This is a genomic window from Candidatus Methanoprimaticola sp. MG2, from assembly GCF_047501175.1.
GTDB lineage: Archaea > Thermoplasmatota > Thermoplasmata > Methanomassiliicoccales > Methanomethylophilaceae > Methanoprimaticola.
Genome location: NZ_JBEQWH010000003.1, coordinates 206,447 through 231,078, shown reverse-complemented (window position 1 = coordinate 231,078; position 24,632 = coordinate 206,447). Strand labels below are relative to the sequence as shown.

General features: G+C 60.9%; 25 protein-coding genes and 1 pseudogene. 17 read left to right on the top strand and 9 right to left on the bottom strand.

Annotated elements, in window-relative coordinates:
* On the top strand, positions 1 to 1,284 hold the full coding sequence (gene thiD / locus V5D86_RS03600) for a bifunctional hydroxymethylpyrimidine kinase/phosphomethylpyrimidine kinase (RefSeq protein WP_414595328.1): 1,284 nt from the start codon (positions 1 to 3) through the stop codon (positions 1,282 to 1,284).
* Positions 1,285 to 1,377: 93 nt separating this feature from the next.
* Here thiD and V5D86_RS03595 read toward each other — a convergent pair whose 3' ends face one another.
* Both V5D86_RS03595 and V5D86_RS03590 read right to left on the bottom strand, forming a co-directional pair.
* Positions 1,378 to 2,262, bottom strand: coding sequence for an FKBP-type peptidyl-prolyl cis-trans isomerase (locus V5D86_RS03595; protein WP_414595327.1), 885 nt, complete (start codon positions 2,260 to 2,262; stop codon positions 1,378 to 1,380).
* 55 nt (positions 2,263 to 2,317) lie between these two features.
* Positions 2,318 to 2,935, bottom strand: coding sequence for a TatD family nuclease-associated radical SAM protein (locus tag V5D86_RS03590; RefSeq protein ID WP_414595326.1), 618 nt, complete (start codon positions 2,933 to 2,935; stop codon positions 2,318 to 2,320).
* An 80-nt stretch (positions 2,936 to 3,015) separates the two neighbouring features.
* On the opposite strand from V5D86_RS03590, the gene thiE reads away from it, so the two are divergent.
* The 4 genes from thiE (at position 3,016) to pth2 (ending at position 7,828) form a co-directional block, all read left to right on the top strand.
* Positions 3,016 to 3,657 carry a thiamine phosphate synthase gene (gene thiE / locus V5D86_RS03585; protein ID WP_414595325.1) on the top strand — a complete coding sequence of 214 codons (642 nt, stop codon included), beginning with the start codon at positions 3,016 to 3,018 and terminating at the stop codon, positions 3,655 to 3,657.
* Positions 3,658 to 3,720: 63 nt separating this feature from the next.
* Positions 3,721 to 6,186, top strand: a complete 2,466-nt coding sequence (locus V5D86_RS03580) for a winged helix-turn-helix domain-containing protein (protein ID WP_414595324.1) — start codon at positions 3,721 to 3,723, stop codon at positions 6,184 to 6,186.
* Positions 6,187 to 6,208: 22 nt separating this feature from the next.
* Positions 6,209 to 7,423: a hypothetical protein gene (locus V5D86_RS03575; RefSeq protein ID WP_414595323.1), complete on the top strand. Its 1,215-nt coding sequence runs from the start codon at positions 6,209 to 6,211 to the stop codon at positions 7,421 to 7,423.
* A 24-nt stretch (positions 7,424 to 7,447) separates the two neighbouring features.
* Positions 7,448 to 7,828: a peptidyl-tRNA hydrolase Pth2 gene (pth2, locus tag V5D86_RS03570; protein WP_414595322.1), complete on the top strand. Its 381-nt coding sequence runs from the start codon at positions 7,448 to 7,450 to the stop codon at positions 7,826 to 7,828.
* Between the two features lie 27 nt (positions 7,829 to 7,855).
* Here pth2 and V5D86_RS03565 read toward each other — a convergent pair.
* The 3 genes and pseudogenes from V5D86_RS03565 to V5D86_RS03555 all read right to left on the bottom strand — a co-directional run.
* A pseudogene (locus tag V5D86_RS03565) lies at positions 7,856 to 8,368 on the bottom strand (beta-class carbonic anhydrase); the annotation flags it as partial.
* Positions 8,365 to 9,156, bottom strand: coding sequence for a hydroxyethylthiazole kinase (gene thiM / locus V5D86_RS03560; RefSeq protein ID WP_414595321.1), 792 nt, complete (start codon positions 9,154 to 9,156; stop codon positions 8,365 to 8,367). The gene thiM and the pseudogene V5D86_RS03565, both read right to left, overlap by 4 nt.
* A 33-nt stretch (positions 9,157 to 9,189) precedes the next feature.
* The gene (locus V5D86_RS03555; protein ID WP_414595320.1) at positions 9,190 to 10,887 is read right to left on the bottom strand and encodes an InlB B-repeat-containing protein; all 1,698 of its coding nucleotides are present in this window, start codon (positions 10,885 to 10,887) and stop codon (positions 9,190 to 9,192) included.
* A gap of 80 nt (positions 10,888 to 10,967) precedes the next feature.
* Between V5D86_RS03555 and V5D86_RS03550 the strand changes: the two genes are divergently transcribed.
* Complete coding sequence (locus tag V5D86_RS03550; RefSeq protein ID WP_414595319.1) at positions 10,968 to 11,372, top strand: hypothetical protein; 405 nt, start codon at positions 10,968 to 10,970, stop codon at positions 11,370 to 11,372.
* 103 nt (positions 11,373 to 11,475) lie between these two features.
* Positions 11,476 to 13,401: a tRNA guanosine(15) transglycosylase TgtA gene (gene tgtA / locus V5D86_RS03545; RefSeq protein ID WP_414595318.1), complete on the top strand. Its 1,926-nt coding sequence runs from the start codon at positions 11,476 to 11,478 to the stop codon at positions 13,399 to 13,401.
* 145 nt (positions 13,402 to 13,546) lie between these two features.
* Here tgtA and V5D86_RS03540 read toward each other — a convergent pair whose 3' ends face one another.
* Entirely contained in the window at positions 13,547 to 14,758 is a 1,212-nt protein-coding gene (locus tag V5D86_RS03540) for an FprA family A-type flavoprotein (RefSeq protein WP_414595317.1), read from the bottom strand.
* 87 nt (positions 14,759 to 14,845) lie between these two features.
* Complete coding sequence (locus V5D86_RS03535) at positions 14,846 to 15,376, bottom strand: hypothetical protein (RefSeq protein ID WP_414595316.1); 531 nt, start codon at positions 15,374 to 15,376, stop codon at positions 14,846 to 14,848.
* A gap of 161 nt (positions 15,377 to 15,537) precedes the next feature.
* Between V5D86_RS03535 and V5D86_RS03530 the strand changes: the two genes are divergently transcribed.
* The 7 genes from V5D86_RS03530 to V5D86_RS03500 are packed head-to-tail and all read left to right on the top strand — an operon-like array spanning position 15,538 to position 22,025.
* Positions 15,538 to 16,170, top strand: a complete 633-nt coding sequence (locus V5D86_RS03530) for a bifunctional precorrin-2 dehydrogenase/sirohydrochlorin ferrochelatase (RefSeq protein WP_414595315.1) — start codon at positions 15,538 to 15,540, stop codon at positions 16,168 to 16,170.
* Entirely contained in the window at positions 16,167 to 17,408 is a 1,242-nt protein-coding gene (hemA, locus tag V5D86_RS03525) for a glutamyl-tRNA reductase (protein WP_414595314.1), read from the top strand. The genes V5D86_RS03530 and hemA overlap by 4 nt, the downstream gene beginning before the upstream one ends.
* On the top strand, positions 17,405 to 18,373 hold the full coding sequence (gene hemB / locus V5D86_RS03520; protein ID WP_414595313.1) for a porphobilinogen synthase: 969 nt from the start codon (positions 17,405 to 17,407) through the stop codon (positions 18,371 to 18,373). Before hemA ends, hemB begins: the two co-directional genes overlap by 4 nt.
* Positions 18,374 to 18,377: 4 nt before the next feature.
* The gene (locus V5D86_RS03515; protein WP_414595312.1) at positions 18,378 to 19,646 is read left to right on the top strand and encodes an aspartate aminotransferase family protein; all 1,269 of its coding nucleotides are present in this window, start codon (positions 18,378 to 18,380) and stop codon (positions 19,644 to 19,646) included.
* Positions 19,643 to 20,521 (top strand): hydroxymethylbilane synthase, encoded by an 879-nt coding sequence (hemC, locus tag V5D86_RS03510; RefSeq protein ID WP_414595311.1) that lies wholly within the window; start codon positions 19,643 to 19,645, stop codon positions 20,519 to 20,521. Before V5D86_RS03515 ends, hemC begins: the two co-directional genes overlap by 4 nt.
* Positions 20,518 to 21,261, top strand: a complete 744-nt coding sequence (cobA, locus tag V5D86_RS03505; RefSeq protein WP_414595310.1) for a uroporphyrinogen-III C-methyltransferase — start codon at positions 20,518 to 20,520, stop codon at positions 21,259 to 21,261. Before hemC ends, cobA begins: the two co-directional genes overlap by 4 nt.
* Positions 21,258 to 22,025, top strand: coding sequence for a uroporphyrinogen-III synthase (locus V5D86_RS03500; protein ID WP_414595309.1), 768 nt, complete (start codon positions 21,258 to 21,260; stop codon positions 22,023 to 22,025). The genes cobA and V5D86_RS03500 overlap by 4 nt, the downstream gene beginning before the upstream one ends.
* A gap of 71 nt (positions 22,026 to 22,096) precedes the next feature.
* On the opposite strand, the gene V5D86_RS03495 is transcribed toward V5D86_RS03500, so the two are convergent.
* Complete coding sequence (locus tag V5D86_RS03495; protein ID WP_414595308.1) at positions 22,097 to 22,504, bottom strand: hypothetical protein; 408 nt, start codon at positions 22,502 to 22,504, stop codon at positions 22,097 to 22,099.
* Positions 22,505 to 22,697: 193 nt separating this feature from the next.
* On the opposite strand from V5D86_RS03495, the gene V5D86_RS03490 reads away from it, so the two are divergent.
* From V5D86_RS03490 to V5D86_RS03480, 3 genes are all read left to right on the top strand, one after another.
* Positions 22,698 to 23,303 carry a hypothetical protein gene (locus V5D86_RS03490; protein WP_414595307.1) on the top strand — a complete coding sequence of 202 codons (606 nt, stop codon included), beginning with the start codon at positions 22,698 to 22,700 and terminating at the stop codon, positions 23,301 to 23,303.
* Between the two features lie 76 nt (positions 23,304 to 23,379).
* Positions 23,380 to 23,715, top strand: coding sequence for a hypothetical protein (locus tag V5D86_RS03485; protein ID WP_414595306.1), 336 nt, complete (start codon positions 23,380 to 23,382; stop codon positions 23,713 to 23,715).
* A 48-nt stretch (positions 23,716 to 23,763) separates the two neighbouring features.
* A complete protein-coding gene (locus tag V5D86_RS03480; protein WP_414595305.1) occupies positions 23,764 to 24,294 on the top strand; it encodes a DUF308 domain-containing protein in 531 nt (176 codons plus the stop codon).
* 48 nt (positions 24,295 to 24,342) lie between these two features.
* On the opposite strand, the gene V5D86_RS03475 is transcribed toward V5D86_RS03480, so the two are convergent.
* A complete protein-coding gene (locus V5D86_RS03475) occupies positions 24,343 to 24,618 on the bottom strand; it encodes a peptidylprolyl isomerase (RefSeq protein ID WP_414595304.1) in 276 nt (91 codons plus the stop codon).
* Positions 24,619 to 24,632 lie beyond the last annotated feature (14 nt).

The following is a 24,632-nucleotide window of genomic DNA, read 5'->3' as shown; positions in this document are numbered from 1 at the left end:
ATGAGAACCGCACTCACGGTCGCGGGCTCGGACTCGATTGGAGGCGCGGGCATTGAGGCAGATATCAGAGCCATGTCCGTCGTCGGGGTCCATCCCGCGGCAGTCATCACCGCCGTCACCGCGCAGAACACCTGCGGGGTCGACGGCATCCTTCCCATCTCAGAGGAGTTCGTCAAGCTCCAGTTGGAGGCGGTGCTCAAGGACGCCGACGTCAAGGCGATCAAGACGGGTATGCTGTACAGCCCGGGGATCGTCGAGACCGTCGCGGACATCCTTGAGGACCATGAGGCCCCTCTGATAGTAGACCCGGTAATGGTCGCGACCACAGGGGCGTCCCTCTCCGGGGACGGACTCGCCGACGCCATGAGGAAGAAGCTGTTGCCGATATGCGAACTCGTGACCCCGAACAGGTCCGAGGCTGAGGTCCTGGCGAAGATGAAGATCAAGACCAAGGACGATGAGAGGCTCGCCGCCGAGCTGATCGGGAAGGGCGGGTCCGCCGTCCTAATGAAAGGAGGGCATTTCAACGCGCCCACCGTCAGCGATTTCCTCTACCTTTCCTCGGAGTTCACCAAGATGGAGTATCCGAGGATAGGGAAGGCGGGTCACGGGAGCGGATGCGTGCTGTCCGCGTTCATCACCGCCCATATGGCGAAGGGGATGGATGTCGCCAATGCCGTGTTCAAGTCCCGCGAGCTCATCCAGGAGGCCATAGCCACCCAGTACTCTGTGGGTCGTGGTGAGTTCATCGTGAACCCCATGGTGAAGCAGGAGGACAGCGAGGGATTCCTTATCCTGGACGCCCTCGACTCCGCCGCATCAAGGATCCTCGATGTGGTCCCGGAGGAGTTCGTCCCGAAGAAGGGCATGAACATAGCCATGGCCATGAGGAACGCCTCGGGCCCCGAGCAGATCGCCGCCATAGACAGGAGGCTCTACGTCCACAACGGGATGATCCACAAGGGCGGACCCGCGAAGTTCGGGACAGCAGAGGGCCTCTCGTACGTTCTCCTGGCGGTCATGGAGAACCACCCCGAGATCAGGTGCGTCATGAGTCTCGCATACACCGCCGACATGCCCGACATCATGGAGGAGGTGGGGCTCAAGATAGTCTTCGCGGACATGGTGAAGGACAGGCTCCAGGAATCAACCGGGAAGGCCCTGTCGAAGGTCCGCGGGGTCCCGGACGCCATCATCGACAAGGGCTCCAAGAAGGACCGCATCGTCAGGATCCTCGCGAAGGACACGGCCGACATGTTGTCCAAGCTCGAGCAGATCCTCTGATCGGGAAAACCTCTGGGCCTCCGGGCCCATTTTTCAAGAGATATCAAAAAAAGAAGATGAGCCGGGACATGCCCGGCTCTGGATTTGGTCGGCTCAAGCGTTGATGGAGACGATCTCGATCTCGAAGTAGAGTGTGATGTTGCACTTCTCTTCGCAGGTCTTGTAGGTGTATCCATCGTTGCTGACGGACGTGATGTAGATCGGGTTGCCGTCCACATCGACCTTGAGCATCTGGATTCCGCCGTCGACGGAGGTCGTGTCGGTGATGTTCATCGTGGCCGTTATGTCCCCGGAGGTCCCGGTGACGCTGTAGGTGACCTTCCCGAACTTGCTGTCCTCGTTCTCGATGTACTCGTAGGTCTCGCCGTTCTCAGGGTTGTTGACGATGGTGACGGTGTTGTCGTTGGCGTTGAACGTGGCGGTCGCGGGCCATCCGTACGCGCTCGTGATTGCGGTCTGTCCGGATTTGAGGTCGATGTCCTCGTATATGGCATCGAACTGGGCCTTGGTCAGGACCTGGATCCTGGGGACCGTGATGTCCTTGGATGCGGTCTGTTCCTCTCCGGGTGCGAGGTATCCCTCTCCGACGGGGATCTCGACCTTGAACTTGTCCCCTACCTTGTGTCCGATCAGGCTGTTCTCGAACATCTCGAGGGCCTTTCCGCTTCCGACGGTGACCTCGAAGTCGGAGTAGCTGCTCTTGGAGGTCCACTCGTTCGCTTTGACGATGTCGTCATTGTCCCCGATGCTGGCGTAGCTCGTGTCGAAGACAACGGCGCCATCCTCTCCGTAGTATGCGTAGTAGGCTCCGGTGTAGTCCACCATCACCTTATCGCCGTAGGCGACCTTAGTGTCGTCGGTCTGAATGTAGTGTTCGTCCACGTAAGTGCCGAGGACACCTACGCATGCAACGACGAAAACGACGAAGCAGACCGAGAAAATCGGGTCTCTCTTCTTCCTAATGCCTTCGCCAGTCATCTGATATCGAAAGCCACCGATATCCTCTTTATAATTAAAGGGTTCGATAGCATCCTCAGACGGCCCGTTCAGAGCCAGTGCCCGTTCGTCTGACCCTGAATGAAACACCCCATGATTCGGCCATGAGACGGCATCTCTCCTCGGACTCCGGGGGTATGGTCCCTCCGACCACCGATACCGTGACGTCGGGTATCGAGCCTCTGACGCCCTCGATGAACCGCAGGAGGGCGTCGTACGATGCCTCCCCGAACTCCGGTCTGCACAGGTCGACGTACTCTTCGGGGCAGCATGCGTTGAGGCTGATCGAGATCGCGTCCAAGGCCTTCGAGAGGTCGGGCACGATGTCCCTGCCGTTTATCAGGCATCCGAGCCCGTTGGTGTCCAGGCGTATCCTGGCGTCGGTCTCGGCCCTTATGCGGCCCGCGATCTCGACCAGGTCATCCAGCCTCTCGGTGGGCTCGCCGTATCCGCAGAACACTATCTCCTTGGCGTCGGAGGCCCTGGCCCTTATCTCCGCCATGACCTCCTCCACGGTCGGTTCTGCAATGAGCCAGAGGCTGTCAGCATCCCCTAGGCGGGGCGTATGGTTCCTGACGCAGAACGTGCATCTGCAGGGGCACCTGTTGGTCATGTTGACGTACCATGTCGAGCCGTAGCGGTATAGGATGCTCATGTCGTCGGGTGAGTCTGCGCCTTTCGACATAAGCGTTGCGTTCCTACAAGCGGATATATGTGGATGCCATCCGGGATGTCATGTTCGACCTATATGTCGTGACCGACTCAGACCTTTCCAGGGGACGCACGGATGCCGAGATCGCCCGCCTCGCCTACGAGGGCGGTGCCGACGCGGTGCAGCTCAGGATGAAGAACGCGGACGGCAGGTCGATGCTGGCTCAGGCGAAGGAGATCGCCAGGGCCGCAGAGGAGTACAACCGTTTCTTCTTCGTCAATGACAGGGTGGACATAGCCATGGCGAGCGGTGCCGACGGCGTGCATCTGGGTCAATCGGACATCCCGGTGGAGGACGCCCGCAGGATGATGGGGGACGATGCGATCATCGGGGTATCGGTCCATACCGTCGAGCAGGCCAGGGAGGCCATAGGCGGTGGTGCCGATTACCTCGGGGTCGGGTCCATATTCACGACGGCGACGAAGGCGGACGCGGTCCAGGCGATAGGCCTCGACGTGGTGTTCCAGATAACGCAGGAGTTCGACGTCCCCGTTGTCGCGATCGGCGGGATAAACCGCGGCAACATCCAGGACGTGATCCGCGCTGGTGCGGATTCCGCCGCAGTGGTGTCCGCGGTCGTTGCACAGGACGATCCCGCGGCCGCGGCCCATGAGCTCCGCGACCTCATACTCAAGGTCCGTCCTCATGTGGTCGAAGAGCTCTGAGCTAACACCTCCTTCGAACTACGACGCCCATACTTATTATAAGGAGGAGGCGTAGGGAGGGTTATGCGTACAGAACAGGACTACCTGCGCGACTTCGCGGTCGTACTGACCGAGAAGGGGGTCGTCGCCCTGACGGACCCGCAGCAGGTCGCAGTGTACGATTTTCTCTGCAACGGGAAACAGCGCCCCATAGACATAGCGGAGGCGTTGCAGACCCCGTCCTCGTCCCTTCACTTCATACTCGAGAAGATGGTCGACCAGGGCGTCATAGTCAGGTCCAAGCCCGACCCTTCGAAGAAGGAGGTCTACTATTCGAACCTCGCATCGAAGATTATCGGGGCCGTGAAGCCCTCTTCCGAGGTCATCAAGGAGTCCGAGGAGGCGTTCCGCAACCCCGATGCCTACTACACGGGCCTTGCGAGCGTCGCCAACATGCTGGAGAGCTACACCAACGAGATCGGCATGGACCACAGCCAGCTCCGTCAGAGGTATGCAGAGGATCTCGCCGACTCCTTCAAGTCGTCCATCGGTGACGCGACGCTCGACAACGCCATGCCCATGATCAAGGACCGCTTCAACGCGGTCACCGGGTTCAGGATGAGCGTGTTCTCCATTAACCCCCCGACGCTCGTGCTCGAGGGCAACAGGACCATGAGGACCAAGATGGACATGCTCGCGATGATGATCCGTCGCATGATGGAGAACGCCACCGGGAAGGTCTTCGCGGTCGCGTCCATCGAGGACTTCAGCAACGAGGAGTCCGTAAGGTACAAGGTCACGTTCGAGAGGAAGGAGCCCGAGCCCCTCCCGTACCTCAACAATTCCCTCCCCCAGATCGACGAGCCCGAGAAGTTCATGATCGTGGACATCGACGGGAGGGTCGCACTGCTGATGAACGACATCCAGTGCAAGCTGGTCGAGACGATATACGAGAGGCCGCTGTGCGTCACGGACGTCGTCAACATGGTCGGGATGCCCAGGTCCACCGTGACCACCAACCTCCTCAGGATGGTGGAGGAGGGCGTCGCGTCCGTATTCTACTCCGAGTCCGGGGCCATGTACTACGGGATGAACTGCGCGATACTCATGAAGAGGGTCCGCAAGTACGACCGTGACACCACCCCCACCAGGAACGCCATAAAGGCCGCGTCCGCGGACAACGGGTTCATCGAGGGCTACCTCCTGTATCTCCTCGCGTCCCTGAGGGAGCTCGGCTTCGACACCGACTACATGATGATCGTGCTCGGGGCCAAGTACATGAGGGCCGCCGGACACGACGGCCCCAAGAACTTCGACTCGTACTTCGGGAAGATGTCCGAGATCGCGAAGATCGTGGACCTGTCCCTCAGCGTCGTCTCCGTGTATCCGCTGACCATCGGCATATCCAGGAGCGGGGACGCTCCCGTGACCGCGCCTGCGATGACCTTCCTCAAGGGAATGGCCCATCAGGGGCTGGAGATGGCATCCTCCGGGATATTCGTGAGGGTGTCCGAGGAGACCCCCGAGGACATGAAGGTCTCGTTCAAGGAGATCTACCCGTCACTGAGCATGACCCCCATCGCCGAGATGGAGGCGGAGGCCCTGTCACAACCCGCACCGGCGGTGAAGAAGAGGACATCCTCGGTCCGCGATGCGCTCCGCAACAGGAGCGCCAAGGCGGACGGCAGACCCCTGAGGACCGTCAGGTACATCACAGGCATGGCGATGGTCGTCTTCGCGGCGATGGTCGTCGTGCTGGCCATGGGAGGGTCCGGGGAGAACACCGCGTCCGCGGAGACGTACATGCTCGACGCCGACGATGGTTTCGTCCTCTGCGACTCGGACGGCATCGCCTACGACCTGCCGTATGCCGTGAAGGCCGACCAGCCCATATCGTTCGTCGTCACGGCCGGTGCGGAGACATACGGCGTCGTCGTGGACGGGAAGGCGTATTCGCTAGATTCGTTGTACGGGAGCGACGGCGGGGTCTACACGATCAACATGACCTCCGACCTGGACATCACCGCCCTGAAGGAGGTCGATGCCAGCAACGGTCTGGACGTCTCGATATACGACTTCGGACGCAGCGTTTCCGAGGCCTATGCCTACTCGTTCGGGGGATACGTCCCCAGCGACGAGTATGCCGAGGCCACCGGCGGCCTGTGGGCATCCGAGCACGCATGGGTCCAGATATCGGCCGCAGAGGGGAGCTACGTCGCCCTGGACGGCATCGACGGGGTCTACTACGACATGGTATGCGTCGACGCATGGGACATGCCCGATGCGAGGTCCAAGAGGACGCCTTCCAACAGCGTCACGGTCACCCTCGAGGGAGCGTTCGAGGTCAACGGGTACTATGTGGAGGATTCCCTCCAGGTCGCCAAGACCGATGCCTTGTCCATGAAGTTCGTGAGCACCGACGGGCCCGTGAAGATCCTGATGGAGAAGGACGGAAGGTCGTCGGACGTCGTCATGGGACTTGACCGTTTCATCAGCGTCGCGATCACCCAGGACGTGGTCCTGAGCTACGAGTACGTAGGCATCATGTGATGCCAAAACACCTTACACTCCCATGAAGTGCCCGAATTGCGGATCGAACGTGGGACAGGCCCCGTTCTGTCCGCAATGCGGGGCGGACATGACCTCCAAGGTCAGGAGGCACAGGAGCTTCGTCCGGAAGCTGGACCGCAGGGTCCGCCACGGTGTCTCCGCGGGGATAATCTTTGTTGCGTTGATCTCCGTCCTGATGGTGGTCCTGTCGGCCATCCCGGCCGGCACGACCAACGAGGTCCCGGAGCCGGTCGGACCTCCTGAGGGGTCCCTGGTGCTGCCGGACGGCGGATACATAGTCCTGTCCGGCGGATTCGATGATGGCACCCTCGTCGCATATCTGGACGACCAGGGCCGTCCGGTCATAGGTCTGGACGAGGGCCTGATCGATGGATACGGGACGTTCAGATGGGATTTCAGGAACGATACGCTCGGGTTCAGCTGGACGAAGACCAACGAGCTGGGGATGATCACCTGGATCGAACCGTCGGTGGGCCATTGGACCGTGACGGTCTACTGTACCGAAGACCCGGAGACGAGCGATGACCCGAAGACCATCGTGTACTCCGGACATCTGATGTACCACGGGGACAGGACAGTGGAGTACGTATGGGAGCATTCCGGGAAGACCCTCTCGGTGACGTACACGGTCCCGGAGCCCGACCCTTCCGCCGAGGTCCGTGGGGACAGGGGCTCGGACCTGCTGTCCAATGCCGCGCTGTTCGTGGATCCCGATGCGGTCGCGAACTTCGAGTACAAGGTGTGGTCGTCGTACTCAGCGGCCTTCCCGGGGATATCCAGGACATCGTCCGACTATGCCCGGTGCCTTCTGGAGCTGATATCCGAGTACACCATGGAGCAGAGCGACCTCATAACATACGGCGAGACCACGTACTGGGCCACCCCCCTTCAGACCCTGTACTGGGGCGCGGGCGATTCCGGGGACATAGCGGTGCTCGCCGCATCCATGCTGAAGTCCGCAGGGTACTCGGTCGGTCTGGTGAAGCTGCCGGACCTGTGGTCCGTCGCCATCGGGAAGGTGCTCGCCTCGACGGATGTCGTGGATGGTTACTCGGTGCTGCAGTTCGACCTCGATGGACAGAGGATGATGGCCTGTGACGTCACACCGTTCAGAGGCATCGGCATGATGCCCGATCTGTACGGATACGATGACGGGTTCACATATTGCGGCACCAGGGTGGAGGGCGACCATGGTGCGGTCATGTGCCAATTTTAAATACTGAACTGCAATCGAGGTCGCATGGCACTCGGATTCTTCGGCCCTGGAGAGGACTATAAGCTCGTGGTACTGGTGAGGACCGATCTCGACATGGGAAAGGGAAAGATCGCCGCACAGGTCGGTCACGCGTCCGTGGAGTGTGCCATCAGGGCGGAGAACAAGGACCGCAAGGCGTTCACGCAGTGGATGAACGGCGGTCAGAAGAAGGTCGTTCTCAAGGTGGCGAACATGGAGGAGATGGTCCGCTACATGAACGAGGCCAGGAGTCGCGGGCTGTACACCGTGATGGTGACCGATGCGGGCAGGACACAGATCGCCCCCGGGTCGTCCACGTGCGTCGGCATAGGGCCGGCACCCGAATCGGAGATCGACAGGGTGACCGGCGGTCTGAAGATGCTCTGATCGCCGTACCCTGGTGAGCTCGCCGGTCACGATGTCTATGACGAACCCGTGGATGTGCACCGATTCCGGATGGAGCGGGTGGTTGCTCAGCAGTCTTATCGAGGATGTCACGGCATCCTCCGAGGATACGAATCCCGCGAGCCATCCATCGAGGTCCTCCTCCTTCTCCAATCTCTCTATGGTCTCCTTGGGGACTCCGCGCTGGAGCATGTGTCCGATCATCCCCTCGGCGCTGATCTTCTGAGCCCCGCAGTCGGTGTGGCCTATGAATACCACGTCCTCCACGCCCAGCTCGTATATGGCCACCAGGAGCGCCCTCATTGTCTCCCCGTACGGGTCGGTGAGCCTTCCTCCTGCATTCTGTATGAGGACCACGTCCCCGTCCTCGAGGCCCAGGGCCGCCGGGAGCAGGTGCACGAGCCTGGCATCCATGCAGGACACCAGGGCGGTCTTGAACTTCGGGATCTTCGTGGCCGTGTACTCATGGTACGATTTCGATTCCACGAACTTCCTGTTGCGTTCCAGGATGCGGTCTATCATGCGTCGTCCCACTTTGCCATGGAGTCTAGCGTCTCTGCGTCGAGGGAGTCCATCGCATCGAGGAGTGCGGGCTTGAAAGTTCCCGGGCCCCTGCAGTTCCCTGCGGCGATCTCCGACGAGACGTTCATGACGGTTATCGCCGACGCGACCGATTCGACGGATGCCCCGCATGCCCCCACATAGCATCCTATGACGGATGAAACCATGCATCCGGTCCCGGACACCTTCTCGAGGAGGGCGCTCCCGTTGGACAGCCTCATCACGACCCTCCCGTCCGACACGTAGTCGGTCTCCCCGGTGGACGCGACTATGCATCCCATGCGCTCCGCAAGCGACCTGGTGGATTCCGCCTGGTCCATGGACCCCTTGGAGTCCACGCCCTTGACCTCCCCTCCCATCCCGGATAGGATGCCGATCTCCCCCGCGTTACCCTTTATCACGCTCGGTCCGAAGCTCATGAGCTCCCTGGCGGTGTCCGTGCGGTATGCGGTGGCCCCTGCCCCCACCGGGTCCAGGATAATCGGGACCCCTTTGACCCTGGCGGCCTTCGCCGCAAGGAACATGGACTCGACCGTCCTGGGGTTCAGGGTGCCCATGTTGAGGACGGTGGCCGATGCGATCGATACCATGTCCGGGACGTCCGGTGCCGCATCGGTCATCACCGGGGAACCGCCCGCGCAGATGCAGATGTTCGCGCAGTCGTTCACGGTGACATAGTTGGTGATGTGGTGCACAAGCGGCACCGTCTGCCTAACCTTGGCCATCAGGGCCGACGGTCTGATCTCCATGAGGCGCGAATCACCGATCCAGGTATTAACCTATCATCGGACGCTCTCTATGCGACACGAGAATATCGTATCCTCGGGATGATGGTCCGCCGTCGACTCCCCTATGGAGAACGCCGTGCTGACGGTCTCGCAGAGCAGGAACCCGTACCCGTCTATGCTCGATACGTAGCCGGGGGCGTCCAGGTCTATGGCCGGCATGGCGTGGTCCTTGAACAGCAGGAACGCCGTCCTGTATCCGGACATCCCCATGAGCGTCCCGTACAGGAACGTGGTGTCCTCGCAATCCCCGCCCCCGTCCCACAGGGTCTCTATCGGGAACTTCCAGAACTCGTCGTCATCGCGCGTGTCCTCGTCGAGGAGATAGGGGACGGTCTGGACGAACCTTAGTACGAACTCCGCATATTGGACGCGGCCCATGTCCTTCCCGTATCTCTCCAGGGCGGAATGGATGTCCTTAAGTGCCGGCTCGTCCGGGGTGTAGAACGTCTCCACGAACGCCTGGGTGCGCTGACTGAACCTCGGGAGATGGGGGTTGTCATAGGTGTGGGCGTACATGTCGCTGAAGAGCATCTCCGCGGATATTTCGTACGAGACGCCCTCGAACTCCCACTCGAGCGAGAACGTGCGCCTCTCCTCCACCACGAAATCTATCGTGATCCTGACGCCGTCCCTCTTGATGGACCCGTGGTACAGGCCCGCATCGAGGTCGCGCAGGCCGTTGAGGCGGTTGCCATCGTCATCGTGGAACACCGCGCCGTGGAATCCGAGGCCGTTGACGTCCGTGCCAGACTCCACAACCGTGAACCCATGGGACGTCTTCGCCGCTATGGAGTCGGTCGGAGACGGATGCAGGAACGTGAACGTCCGGGATGTCGAGACCGGTCTGCCGTTGAGGTACCATCCCTCGAAGTCCGGGCCATTCGCGGTCAGCGTGAGGTCGTCGCCGACCCTCGTCTTCCCGACGGGTCCGACCGATATGGGATACTCCGCGGAAACGTCGGGGTAGAAGTGCTTCTGGGGCGAGAACCCGTACACGGACACCGTGGTCTGAGTTATCTTCCCTCCCGGGAACGTGGAGACTATCTTCACGGGGATCAGCTCGTCCTCCAGCCACATCGTGTCCCCGTCCGACTCCCACACGGACACGCGGCGGTCGTCGAAGGGCTCCGAGCGGACGAACCTCCACCCGTCCGTTATGCGACCGGTCCATGATGCGCTGTCGGAATCGTCGAGGGAGCTGCCGTCCGGCCAGGAGTATGTGATGTGGTTCCTCTCGCGGAACAGGACCGAGTCGCCGAGCACGCTCTCGTAGCCCAGGTCCACCGTGCCGGCGACCGTGTGCAGTACCGAGGAGCTGTGGTAGCTGCCCTTGACGTCCATGGTCCATCCGGTCCCCGAGATGTCGCCGTCGATCCATTTGGCGTAGAGGTTCAGATGTCCCCTGGTCCTCTCGGTGATCCCGCCCATGGGGTTGGTGAGGGCCGATTCGGTGCACCATCCGGCGAAGTACTTGCCCTCCAGCTTCGGGATCGGGAGCTTCATGTACGTCCCGGAGACGTAGCGGTCCGCATACCCGTCGGGGATCTCTCCTCCGTTGGTGTGGTAGTTTATGCTGTACACCATCGGATCCGACACCGCCCCGTCGTCCTCCGTGTCGGCCGTCGCCGAAGCGGAGAGCAGTAGGACAGTGACGGAAAGGGCCAATGCAAATGCGAACCAGCCTCCCCTCATCACAGGGTCATGGTCCGGAGGGGATATAACCGGCACGGGGTCGACCGACATGTTTTAACGGCGTTGACCTATGTCGGTGCATGGCGATGATCAACATCGAGTACATGCATCCGGAAGAGGATCCCTCAGACCCCACGATCAGAAGGAGGACGAACGCCGTCATGGCCCAGTACATCCGCGACCTGATCTTCGAGATGCAGATGGGGGACATCTCCTGCGCATTCAAGGAGACCGTCACGGACGGTGCGAGGGATGTCAGGATCAACGGGCGCGCGATCCCGGAAATCATCGACGGGCTCCAGATCAAGATGCTCGAGGCGGAGGAGTCCTGCGACTTCGGATCGACGACCATGATCAAGTTCGGAAGGCCCACCCTGGACTGGAAGAGGGAATGGGTCGAGGACGTCCCGGACACCATCATGAAGAACGCCATAGCCAAGGTCTTCGCTGACGAGAACAAGAACCAGATCGACGTCATCAACTGACCGCTTCTCCACGGGGCCCCCTCTGCGGGGCCCCGATACCTGCGGGCATGCCCGCGCGGCTCCGACAGCCACGTTTAATAAGGTCCCTGCTATCGGAACCGTCATGTTTGAGATAATCCGGAGGGACGGGCTCGCCAGGATAGGCAAATTCACCGTCGGCGACAAGGTCGTCGAGACCCCCGCCCTTCTCCCCGTCGTAAACCCGAAGATCTGCACGGTCCCTCCCAGGGAGCTCCACGACACGTTCGGATTCAACGCCCTGATCACCAACTCGTACATCATCAGGAACAACAAGGACCTGAAGGAGACCGCCCAGGCCGTCGGGCTCCACGAGATGCTCGATTTCCCGGGCGTCATCATGACCGACTCGGGGACCTTCCAGAGCCACATGTACGGCGAGGTCGAGGTCACGAACGAGGAGATCGTCGAGTTCCAGAAGTCCATAGGGACGGACATAGGCACCGTTCTGGACGTGTTCACCGAACCGGACTGGTCCTATGAGAAGACCAAGCACTCGCTGGAGACCACCCTGGAGAGGACGCAGAAGGCCTGCGAGATGAAGGGCGACATGATGATAAACGGTGTCGTCCAGGGATCGGTCTACACCGACCTGAGGGAGTACAGCGCATCGGCCATGGCATCCATGGACGTAGACGTCCACCCCGTCGGAGGCGTCGTCCCCCTGATGGAGCAGTACAGGTACGCCGAGCTCGTGGACGTCGTGATGGCCTCCAAGAAGGGGCTCAACCCCTCCCGTCCGGTCCATCTGTTCGGTGCCGGGCACCCCATGATCCTCGCATTGGCCACGCTGATGGGGTGCGACCTCTTCGACTCCGCATCCTATGCGAAGTTCGCCAGGGACGACAGGATGATGTTCCTCGACGGGACCTTCCGCCTCCAGGACATGCAGACCCTCGACTGCGGATGCCCCGCATGTAGGGGACACACGCTCCAGGACCTCAGGAAGATGAAGCCCAAGGAGCGCACCAAGCTGATCGCGGAGCACAACCTCTACCAGATCACCCAGGAGCTCGCCCTCGTCAAGAGGTATCTCAAGGAGGGAAGGCTCTGGGAGCTCGCCGAGATCAGGTGCCGTTCCCATCCCGCCCTGCTCGACGGCCTCAGGAGGCTGAGGGAGTGGCAGGACTTGATGGAGATCTACGACCCGATCAGTCGCGAGGGCGCCGTGTTCTACACCGGGCCCGAGTCCAGGTCGAGGCCGGGATACCTCAGGTACATGAGGAGGCTCAACGAGCGCTACATCCCCGAGACCGACAAGGCGGCCGTGTTCCCGGAATCGTCCGGGAAGCCGTACAGCAGACCTTACGCTGAGGAGTTCGCGAAGGCGAGGCGTGCGGGATACACGCCGGTCGTCATGTCCCCGTGGGGTCCCGTCCCTGCCGAGCTCGACGAGATGTACCCTCTAGCCCAGTCCCTGTTCCCGGAGATTGCGGACAGGGAGACGACCGAGGCCATCGAGACGCTCGCCCAGGACTTCCTGATGTCCAAGTTCAAGGAGTCCATCGAGTACGATCAGGTCCCCGATGTCGATGGGGAGGACGTGAATGCGGACCTAATCCGTGCGAAGGCGGTCGCCCGCTACCAGTTCGGCATCGAGGCCGCGGATGCCCTCTTCAGGGGAAGGATCGAGCTCGTGACCTCGAAGAAGACCGGCAAGATACGCAACGTGATCTCCGATGGGGAGCACGTCCTCTCCATGAGGGCCGGGGACGGGTTCTACACCCTCAGGATGGAGGGCGCGAAGAGGATCGTGGGGGCGGTGCCGGCCCCCTACATGAGGGTCAAGGTCATGGCCGATGCCGTCCCGTTCGTCTCCGAGGGAAGGAACGCGTTCAGCCAGTTCGTGCTGGAGTGCGACCCCGACATCAGGCCGATGGAGGAGGTCATAGTCACCGATCCCGATGACAGGCCCGTGGCGACCGGGAGGGCGTTCCTCACCGCGTTCGAGATGGGGTCGATGAAGAAGGGCATGGCCGTGAAGGTCAGGTCCGGGTCCGACGACGAGTGACGGACCTAAAGAAACCTTTTCGAAACCTGTTACCCCTCGGCCCTGTATCACCTCCAACACGATGATGCATGTTCCGGGGGTGCTTCTGTAGCAATGTGCTTATGTTCTGAAGAGAAGGAAGGTGCGGGTCTCCCCGCGTTTCCCATCACCGCATCGAAGCGGCGATGTCGTCGGCGAGCTTCTCCAGCTCCGGGATCTGCTCCGGTGCGAGGGATGACTTGATGACCAGCGTCTCCCCGACCTTGGTCATGTCCTTCATCTTCGACACGCGCTCCTCGATGAGGCGGTCGGCCTGAGGCGCCCAGGACCCGTTCCCGATGACCGAGTACCTCCTGTTCTGGACGGCCATGTTCTCCATGTCCTCGAGGGTGGCGGACATTGTCGGATGGAGGTTGTTGTTGTACGTGGTCGCGGCGAACACTATGTTGGAGAACCTGAACGCATCGGACACCGCATAGGACGTGTGCTCCGTGGTCATGCTGTGCACCACGACGTTGGACACCCCGCGCTCCTTCAGGAGGTGGGCGAGCTTCTCGGCGACCACTCCGGTGTTCCCGTACACGGAGGTGTATGCGATCATGACCCCTTTGTCCTCAGGCTCGTACCTGCTCCAGAGGTCGTACTTCCCGATTATGTATCCGAGGTCCCTCCTCCATATCGGTCCGTGGAGGGGGCAGAGCATCTCGATGGGGACGTCCTTCAGCTTCCCGAGGACCGCCTGGACCTTGGACCCGTACTTCCCGACGATGTTGGAGTAGTATCTCCTGGCCTCCTCGAGGTAGTCCCTGTCGAAGTCCATCTCGTCCGCGTAGAGGGCGCCGGACATCGCCTTGAACGTTCCGAAGGCATCCGCGCAGAAGAGCATCCTCGTGGTCTCGTCGTAGGTGAACATGACCTCCGGCCAATGGACCATCACCGCGAAGTAGAACTTCAGCACATGGTCGCCGATGGTCAGCGTGTCCCCCTCCTTCACCTCCATCCTGTTCTTCGGGACCACGTGGTAGAAGTTCTCCAGCATGGTGAACGTCTTCGAGTTGCCGACGACGGTCACGTCCGGCCACGCCTCCAGGACCTGGGTTATGCATGCCCCGTGGTCCGGCTCCATGTGGTTGATCACCAGGTAGTCGAGCTTCCTGTCGCCCATGGTGGTGCGGAGGTTCTTCCAGAACTTCGACGCTATGGAGGCGTCGACGGTGTCCAGGAGGCACGTGGTGTCCTTGGACGAGATCAGGTAGGAGTTGTACGAGACCCCTTCGGGTATGGGGAACGCCCCCTCGAATATGGTCGCTGTGCGGTCATCGCCGCCTATCCAGTATACGCCGTCCCCGATGGATACGGCCGCGTCGTTGGACATCATGACGGCCGAATCGGATCCACGCAGTTAAGATAATGGCGGACGGGGGCGGGAGTTGGAACTCCCGTTAACCCCAGGTCCCGGGCGGTGTCAGCCCTTGTAGTATATGGACCTCTTCATCGGGCCTATGTTCTCGCAGGTCTCGGCGATGGACGACAGTCCGTCCGGGGAATCGGTGACGAACGGTGCGCGCTCCTTGGTCGATAGGATGGAGAATGACGGGCTCCTCGAGGAGAACTGCTCGCGGGCGGCCCGCATCTCGCCCTGTCCCATGAGGTCTGTCAGATTCGAACCGGCCCCCAGGTCGGTCCCTCCGAGGAGCTCGTAATACCCGTTGAGGGCCACCTCCAGCTTGGAAGCGGTGACGGCGATCCCCAGGTCGGGCCTTCCCACGACCCATTCCGCGAATATCCTGTCGCAGGTCTCCTTGGGCAGGTGTCCGACGTAGGTCCAGAAGACGTCCCGGTCGAACCCGAGCTCCGCCGAACGGGACGGCGGGAGCCCCGGTCTGACGATGGCGCACTTCCCCTCCGTGGCCCACCACCTTATCCTAGCGTAGTCGCATGGGAACCAGATCTGACCGTTCTCTTCCATGATCCCGGGGTCGGCATTGAACTCCATGGACGATGGATTCAGGTGGGCCGTATTTGAAGGTGACAGGGGCCGATATGCGGTTTTAAGGGTGTTTTAACATGTTTTGGACGCATGAGTAACACGATTACGCAGTTGGATGCAGATGACAATAAAATATAACCAATTCAATCCACGACCGGAGTGAGCGAGTGGAAACGATTGAGATGTCCCCCATCCTGCTTTCGCCCCGGAACCGTCTCGTGACGGTGTTCGGCGGAGGGAGGGTGGCTCTGCGCAAGTGCCGTCATTTCGACGGGTTCAGGATCAGGGTGGTCGCCGAGGAGGTCATGCCCGAGCTGAGAGACATTGCCGAGGAGGTGTTCATAGACAGCATCGACAGGGACAATGTCCTGAGGTACATCGAGGGTTCCGACATCGTGGTCGCGGCGACGTCCGTCCATTCGCTCAATGATATGATCCGCGACACGTCCATGTCCCGCGGAATAATGACCAACTCGGCCCACGGCGGCGGCGACGTGCTGATACCGTCGACCATCCATCGCGACGGATGGACGGTGTGCGTGTCCTCCGAGGGAAGGGTTCCCGCGTTCCCCCCTTACGTGATCGAGAGGATCGACGAGATGCTCGATCCCTCGTACGACGAGATGCTGGCTCTGCTGGTGGAGCTGAGGAAGGACATCCGCGACAGGATAGACACCCAGCCCAAGAGGGCCGAGTTCCTCGCGAACGTCCTGGCCGATGCCGAGATCTGGGATCTCCTCAGGGAGGGGAGGTCCGTGGAGGCTAGGGGCCTGGCATTGAGGAGGGGCGGATTGGAATGATAGTCAGCATGCATGTGACCCACACGTCCGCGGGAGGAACCGCGGCCCTGAACGACGTGGTCCCCAGCCTCGAGGAGGAGGCCGCCAGGCGTCTGCCCACGATGACCGTTGTCAGGGAGTACGTGGTGGTCAGGACCTGCAACCGCTTCGAGGTGTACGCCGCCACGACGGACAATGTCGCGGTCAAATCCTATTTCGATTCCATGATCAGGACGATCGTCCCCTCCACGAACATCTCGTACATACTGGAGGACAAGGATTCGATCCGTCACCTATTCCGTGTGGTATGCGGATTGGACTCCCTTATCGTGGGCGAGGACCAGATCCAGCACCAGGTACGCGAGTCCTATATAGCGGCGAAGGCGGCCGGGCACGTCAATGGGATGCTCACCCGCCTCTTCGACAAGGCGATGGCCGTCGGGAAGAGGGTCAGGACCGAGACCGCCCTCAACAAGGGTGCCGTGTCCGTGGGATCGGCGGCCGTGGAGCTCGCCGAGAGCAGGATAGGGGACCTCGGAGGCAAAGGGGTCACCATCCTCGGTGCGGGCGACATAGCGTCCGTCATCGCGAAGAACCTGGTGGGCAAGAACCTCGGGACCGTCATCGTCTCCAACCGTACGTACAGCCGTGCCATCGAGCTCGCCGACGAGCTCGGGGGGAAGGCCGTGAGCATGGCGCGCATGACCGATGCCGTGTCCGATTCCGATGTCGTCCTGGTGGCGACCGGGGCCCCGCATGCGGTCCTGAAGTGCTCCCACGTATCGGAGGCGATGGCCACCAGGCCGGACAGGCCCCTGCTGATCATCGATGTCAGCATCCCCCGCAACACCGAGGACGCGGTGTCGGACATCCCCAACGTAAAACTCGAGAACATGGACTCCCTCGAGTCCATAGCGATGAAGAACGTCGAGCGCCGCAAGACGGAGATAGCCTCGGCGGAGAAGATAATAACCGAGGAGCTCGCGAAGATCGCCGCGGAGCAGAAGGAGCAGTACGCGAACGAGATCATCAGGCAGATCGGCCTGAAGCTCGCGGGGATCCGCGAGCACGAGCTCGAGACGGCACGCTCCCGCATGGGCTCCACGGAGACCTCGGAGCTTCTGGATGACCTTTCAAGGGCGATGGTCAGCAAGATCACCGCCGAACTTTACAAGAATTTGAGAGAGGCCTCCCGCGACGACCGCATGGAGACATGCAACGCCGCGGCCGAGCTTTTCGGACTGGAGGATTCGCAATGATGTACCCCGAAGTGCGCCTCAGGAGGCTGAGGCAGGACAAGAAGATCAGAAACCTCGTGTGCGAGACCCGCATCCATCCCGACGAACTGGTTCTGCCGATGTTCTTCGACGCGAACATATCTGACACCAAATACACGGATTCGATGCCCGGCATCCCCACGCACCCCCTGAGCGGGTACGACGGGATCGCCAGCGGCATACAGGAGAGCGGGGTCAGCTCCGTCCTCGTGTTCGGCGTGCCCTCCCATAAGGATGCGGTCGGGTCCGGCGCATACGAGAGGGATGGAGTGGTCCAGAAGGCCATCGAGGGCCTGAAGGAGAACTCAGACCTTCTGGTGATCGCCGACCTCTGCCTGTGCGAGTACACCGACCACGGTCACTGCGGACTCCTGGACGGATGCGGATGCGTCAAGAACGACGAGACCATCGAGCTCTACGCCAAGACCGCCGTATCCCAGGCGGAGGCCGGTGCGGACATAATCGCACCCAGCGGGATGATGGACGGCCAGGTCGCCGCCATCCGCACGGCCCTCGACGATGCGGGGTTCAAGGGAGTGCCCATAATGGCGTACAGCGCCAAGTACCAGTCCGCGTACTACGGGCCGTTCAGGGACATCGCCGAGTCGGCACCCGGACAGGGGGACCGTGCCGGATACCAGATGGCATGGGGCAACAGGAAGGAGGCGATGCGCGAGATCGAGTTCGACATCGCCGAGGGTGCGGACATGATCATGGTCAAGCCCGCGGGACCCTACCTGGACATCATAAGGGACGCCGCCAACACGTTCGACCTGCCCCTCGCGGCGTACCAGGTGTCGGGAGAGTTCTCGATGATCAAGGCCGCCGCGGCGAACGGATGGGTCGACGAGGAGCGCATAATGAAGGAATCGCTCGTCGGCATCAAGCGTGCCGGGGCGGACATAATAATCACATATTTCGCCGAGGACATGGCGAGGATGCTTTGATACCATGGACGGATCCGCGAGATTGTACTCAGAATCGTCCCGCATCACGCCGGGCGGGGTCAGCAGCCCTGTGAGGAAGTTCGAGCCAAACCCCCTGTTCATATCGAAGGGGGAGGGATGCATCGTCACGGATGTCGACGGCAACGAGTACATAGACCTGTGCATGGCCTACGGCCCCCTCATCACCGGGCACTCCCACCCTGTCGTCATGGACGCGGTCAGGGAGCAGCTCTCGAAGGGGACCGTGTACGGGGCCCCGTCCGAACCGGAGCTGGAGCTCCTGAGGAAGCTCACGACGAACCTCCCCTCCGCCGACATGGCTCGCCTGTCATGCTCCGGTACGGAGGCGACGATGCACGCCATCCGCACGGCCCGCGGATTCACCGGGAGGAACGGCGTCGTCAAGATGAACGGAGGGTTCCACGGCGCCCACGATGCCGTCCTGGTGAAGGCCGGGTCCGGTTCCGCCGAGGGGATGCCCTCCTCCAAGGGCGTCCCCCAGGGGGCCACCCAGTACACCCGCACCGTCGAATACAACGATGCGCAGATGATGAGCGACCTCCTCGAGAAGGACAGGGACATCGCATGCGTCATCATGGAGCCCGCATTGGGCAACGTCGGAGTGGTGCCCCCCGAGAAGGGATACCTGGAGGAGGTCAGGAAGATCACCTCCGAGAACGATGTGGTCCTGATCTTCGACGAGGTCATCAACGGGTTCCGCCTCTCGGACGGAGGCGCCCAGAAGCGCTACGGGGTCACCCCGGATATGACCACCCTCGGGAAGGTCATCGGAGGCGGGTTCCCGGCCGGGGCGTTCTGCGGGAAGAGGGAGATCATGGAGCTCGTGGCACCGCAGGGTCCTGTCTACGTCGCAGGGACGTTCGCAGGGAACCCGGTCTCCGCGGCGGCCGGTCTGGCACAGATCGGGCTCATGGAGTCCGATGACAACTACAGGAAGCTGGAGGACAGGAGCGACCGTCTCGTCGGCGCGATCCGCGACTCAATGCGGGACAACGGCGTCCAGGGATGCGTGAACTCGGTCGGGTCCATGTTCGCGGTGTACTTCGGACCTACCGAGGTGAGGAACGGGTCCGATGCGGAGAAGGCCGACCGTCAGATGTTCGGCAGGATGTTCAGGTACGCCCTGGACAACGGAGTGTACCTGGCGCCCTCCGCGCTGGAGGACTGCTTCGTGTCCATAGCGCACGATGACGATGCGATCTCCAGGCTGGAGACCGTTTTCACAGGGTTCATGGAGTCGGTGAGACAGTGAAGGTAGGATCCAGAGAGTCGAAGCTGGCCATGCGCCAGACGGAGATATTCGTGCAGAGGATGGCGGAGGCCAATCCCGGCGACGCGTGCGAGGTCATAGGGATAAAGGCGCTGGGGGACATAGACCTGAAGTCGAGGCTCGACGAGCTCCCGGCGACGGGCGCGTTCGTCCGCGAGCTCGACGATGCGATGCTGAGGGGGGAGATCGACTGCTCGGTCAACTCCCTCAAGGACATCCCGATCGACATGGACAAGGACCTCGTGATCGGGGCCATGTTCGAGCGCGACGACCCCCGCGACGTGATACTCCCGTGCCCGCTGGAGGACCTCCCGAAGGGGGCGAAGGTCGGGACGGCCTCGGTCAGGAGGGAGAGCATCCTCAGGGAGCTCCGTCCGGACCTGGTGATCGAGCCCCTCAGGGGGAACATACACACCCGCCTGGCGCGTCTGGATGCGGGCGACTTCGATGCGATCATACTCGCCAAGGCCGGCCTGGACAGGATGGGCATACAGCGCGAGATGCATGTACTGGACGATTCCGTGTTCATCCCCGCGCCCGCGCAGGGGATCATCGCCGTGGAGTGCAGGAAGGACGACGGCGAGATGAGGGAGAAGCTCCTGAGGATCGACAGCAGGGCGTCCCGTCTCATGGCAGGGGCGGAGCGCGGCATAATGAAGCTCATGGGGGCGGGATGCTCCTCGCCTGTGGGCATAAACGCAAAGCTGAACGGGGACACGATCCATGTGGACGCCGTCTCCTACGGCTATTCCGAGAAACCGAGGCATGTCTCGAAGGACATCCCCGTGGATTACGTGATGGATGAGCTGCTCGACATCGCCGAGTACCTCACCGCGAAGAGGGATTCGATACTATGACAGGAAAGGTCTATCTGGTAGGGGCCGGGCCCGGAGACCCGGGACTGTTCACGATCAAAGGAATGGAGCTTCTCAGGAAGGCCGACGTCGTCATGTACGACGCGCTGTCCAACCCCGACCTCCTCAAGGAGTGCAAGGACGGGGCGGAGCTCATCGATGCAGGGAAGAGGGCGAGGGACCACCATCTGAGCCAGTGGCAGACCAACGAGCTGCTGGTGAAGTACGCCGCGGAGGGGAAGCTAGTCGTCCGTCTCAAGGGCGGGGACCCGTTCCTGTTCGGGCGCGGAGCGGAGGAGGCCGAGGAGCTCAGGAAGGCAGGGGCGGAGGTCCATGTCGTCCCGGGGGTGTCGTCCTCGATATCCGTCCCGGAGCTCGCCGGCATCCCGGTCACTCACAGGGACTACGCTTCGCTGGTCACGTTCATCACCGGTCACGAGAAGGCGGACCGCGAGGAGGACAGGATCGACTGGAGGTCGCTCGTCAACGGGCACGGGACGCTCGTGATCCTCATGGGCCTCGGCAACGCGGGGAAGATCTCCAAGGAGCTCATCGAGGGAGGCATGTCCCCGGACATGCCCGCGGCAGTGATCTCCAAGGGATCCACGCCGGACCAGAGGGTCGAGACCACCACCGTCTCGAAGCTCGAGCAGACGATAAGGGAGAAGGCTCTCGAGCCTCCCGGCATCATGGTGATCGGGGAGGTCGCTACTGTCAGGGACAGGCTCGGTGATCTGATATGACCGTCCTGGGATTCACAAGGCCGTCCAAGAGGCTGAAGGACTCCGTCAAGGAGGCCGAGGACATGGGGTTCACGGTGTATGCCGCACCCTCCCTGGAGATCCTCCCTGGAGAGGACCAGCAGTTCGCCAGGTTCGAGGAGTCCGTCACGCCCGAGAGCATAGTGGTCTTCTGCTCGTCCACCGCGGTGGAGGAGTGCCAGACGCGCTACGGGGACCGTCTTCCCGGGATCGTGGGGGATGCGAAGGTCGTGTCGATCGGTCCCGCGACCACCGGAAAGCTGGAGGCGGTCGGGATAACGCCGTCCGCCGTGCCCGAGGACTACTCGTCATACGGCATCGTCGACATGATGCGCGACGAGGTCGGGGGCAAGCGCGTGATCCTCGTCAGGTCCGACAGCGGGTCGGACGTTCTCTCGGACGGGATGATGGACGCGGGTGCCGAACTGGTCGACATCGCCGCGTACCGTCTGAAGGAGGCGGGGATGGGGAACGCCCTGCTCCACATGATGATGGAGCTCAAGAGCGGAAGGATCGACGTGATGGCGTTCACCTCGCCCATGTCCGCATCCATGTTCATCGCAGCTGTCGAGAAGCAGTTCGGGAAGGAGAGGGGCGACGAGTACCTTCACAGCGTGAAGGTGGCGGCCATCGGCATACCCACCAAGAAGAGGCTCACCGAGCTCGGGTTCGCTCCGGACATAGTCCCGGAGAAGACGACGTTCACCGACATGCTCAAGGCGATCAGGGCCGAGTTCCCTGAGTGAAACTCCGTCGGGGACGGGCGCCTGTGAGGCGCCGGCCCCGACCATCAGTTGTTCTTTCAGGGAGGTTCCCGTCACCCGATGAGTTTGAAGCAGCAGGGGACCTGTCTGCAGGCGGTCGTGAAGAAGTACACCTGCGTGTCCCTGCCCTTCAGAACATCCAGGCTCTTCTGCCAGTCCATCACGGGGAGGTCCTGCATCACGATCCAGTTCACCCTCTTCCCTTCGGACGTCATGGAGTCCATGACCTTGGTCAGGTCTCTCCCGAAGTCTATGCCGTGGTCGCAGAGGAAGTCCCTGTCCAGGTATATCATGACGGAGTCCGGTTCCTGTTCGGAGATCTCCTTGATGACGATGTCCTTGAGGAAATCCAGTCCGTCGGTGCGGAGTCCTCCGATGGACCCTACGCCCCTGTCGGAGACGAATCCTGCCACACGGTCGCGCGGGTCCGCTTCCGCGGGGCACGAGGTAATGTTCATCATGATATCGTGACCAAGTACAGGGTATATAATGGGTGTAACTCGCTGATTTGAGCATAAAAATGCCAGATTATGCATTTTTCGAGTGTACGCAACAAGTTTTAAATACTGAATCCATACACATCGTATAAACCTGATGGTACGCGCTCAACCTTTAAGTACTGGCAACCAAATCCGTATGTGAGGTGAATATACCATGTCCTTTGTAGACAATCAGAAACTCGTGGGAACAGCGTTCACCGTTATCGGAATTCTGTTCATCATCGCGGCTCTGGTGCAGCTTGTTGGAGCCTTCTCCGAAGAGGGTTGGACCAACATAGTGGGAGCTGTCATCGCCGCCATCGGAGCTATTCTGGCCGCTATTCTCTACTTCAAGTATGGAAACAGCGTTCGTAAGGAAGAGCTCACTGGAAAACTCAACATCCTCGGATCATACGTCCTCGTTGTTGGAGTTACCACCGTCATCGTCAACATCTTCGCCGCCATCGGCGGAATCATCGGAGAGATCTCCTTCTGGGACAGTCTCATCATGGTGATTCTCGGAATCATCGTCATCTGGGCCGGAAAGAAGATCACCGACGGAAAGGAGACCACCATCGACAAGATCCTCTGGATCATCCTGACCATCGTCTTCCTGGTTCTCTTTGTCCTCAACTTCGTTGGAATCTTCGGATCCTTCGGCTCTGGAGAGGCACTGACCATCATCATATCCTTCATTACCTCTGTCTGCTACGCAGTCGTCTTCCTGTTCATGCTCCTGTACATGTTCGACGGAGAGGTCAAGAAGGGCATGGGAATGTAAGCGGGCTCGCCCGTTTGCATCGAATAGGAACAAACATCTTCCCAAACCTTTTACCCGATTCTGATGATGACCCCTCATGGATTGTTTCGTCACTCCGAAGGAGGACCCCTCGACATTCCCTGACCGGGCGGACACGTTCCTCTCCGACCGTTCGTTGGGGACCCTCACCGGACCCAGGAGGTTCGGCAGGGAGAATCTCGTGATCAGGGTGGCGGAGATAGCAAGGTCCAAGGGACTCAGGGTCTATCTGTATCCCGAGGAGGTAGCGGAGGATCCCGATGTGATACTGTTCGATCACTGGCGGGACATAGACGAGTCACTGGTAGCATCCAACCCGGATGCCGACGTTCTCTACGGACAGGACCTATGCCATCAGGTCCCGGCTATCGTCCGCGGCAGCAGATCCCTGTAATCAACATCTTTAAGTCCTGCGATAATCATCGCGACCACAGGTGATTTTATGGAGGTTGTTGTTGAAAAGTTCAACCCCTGGAAAGATTCACTCATCATCGGTGCACTGATGCTGGTCGTAGGCATACTTCTGGCAGTGTTCCAGGATGAGAGTCTCAAATGGATCCTGATCATCGCGGGAGTGTTCACCCTGCTGTACGGGATCATCGCGATCGTCGAGGGAATGAAGTCCAAGTTCACGCTCAACATAGCGATCGGAGTTATCGCGGCGGTCTTCGGACTGGCCCTGATAGTCTGCCCCAACTTCTTCGAGGACCTTCTGATGATCCTCCTGGCACTTTCCCTGATCATCGTCGGTCTCGTGTCCCTTCTCAGTTCCGGGTCGGGATTCGCGATGGCATCCGGTACCAAGCTGATCAACATCGTCTTCAGTGCCGTGCTCGTGGTCCTGGGGATCCTAGCGCTGCTGAACCTCGATGACACTGCCGATGTCGTCATGATAGTCATCGGTGTCATGCTCGCAGTGATGGGACTTCTCAAGATGTACGGTGCGTACAACCTGAAGAAGATATCCAGTTGAACAGAATCGTGAAACAGTTTAGGGGTGGGGATCCCACCCCGTCGATCATCATTTCTGGCCTGTGATCTTGATCACGTGGTAGCCGAACTCGGTCTGGACGAGTACCACGTCCCCGGTCTTCCCGTTGAAGCATGCGTCCTCGAAGGGCTTGACCATCTGTCCCTTCGCGAACCATCCGAGGTCGCCTCCCTTGGACTTGGAGGGGCACTTGGAGAACCTCTTCGCGAGGGCGGCGAAGTCCTCGCCCTTGTCCAGGCGGTCCATGATGCCCTGGGCGTCCTTCTGATTGGGTACCAGGATGTGCGATGCACGTACTGATTTCATGACCGGGTGATTGG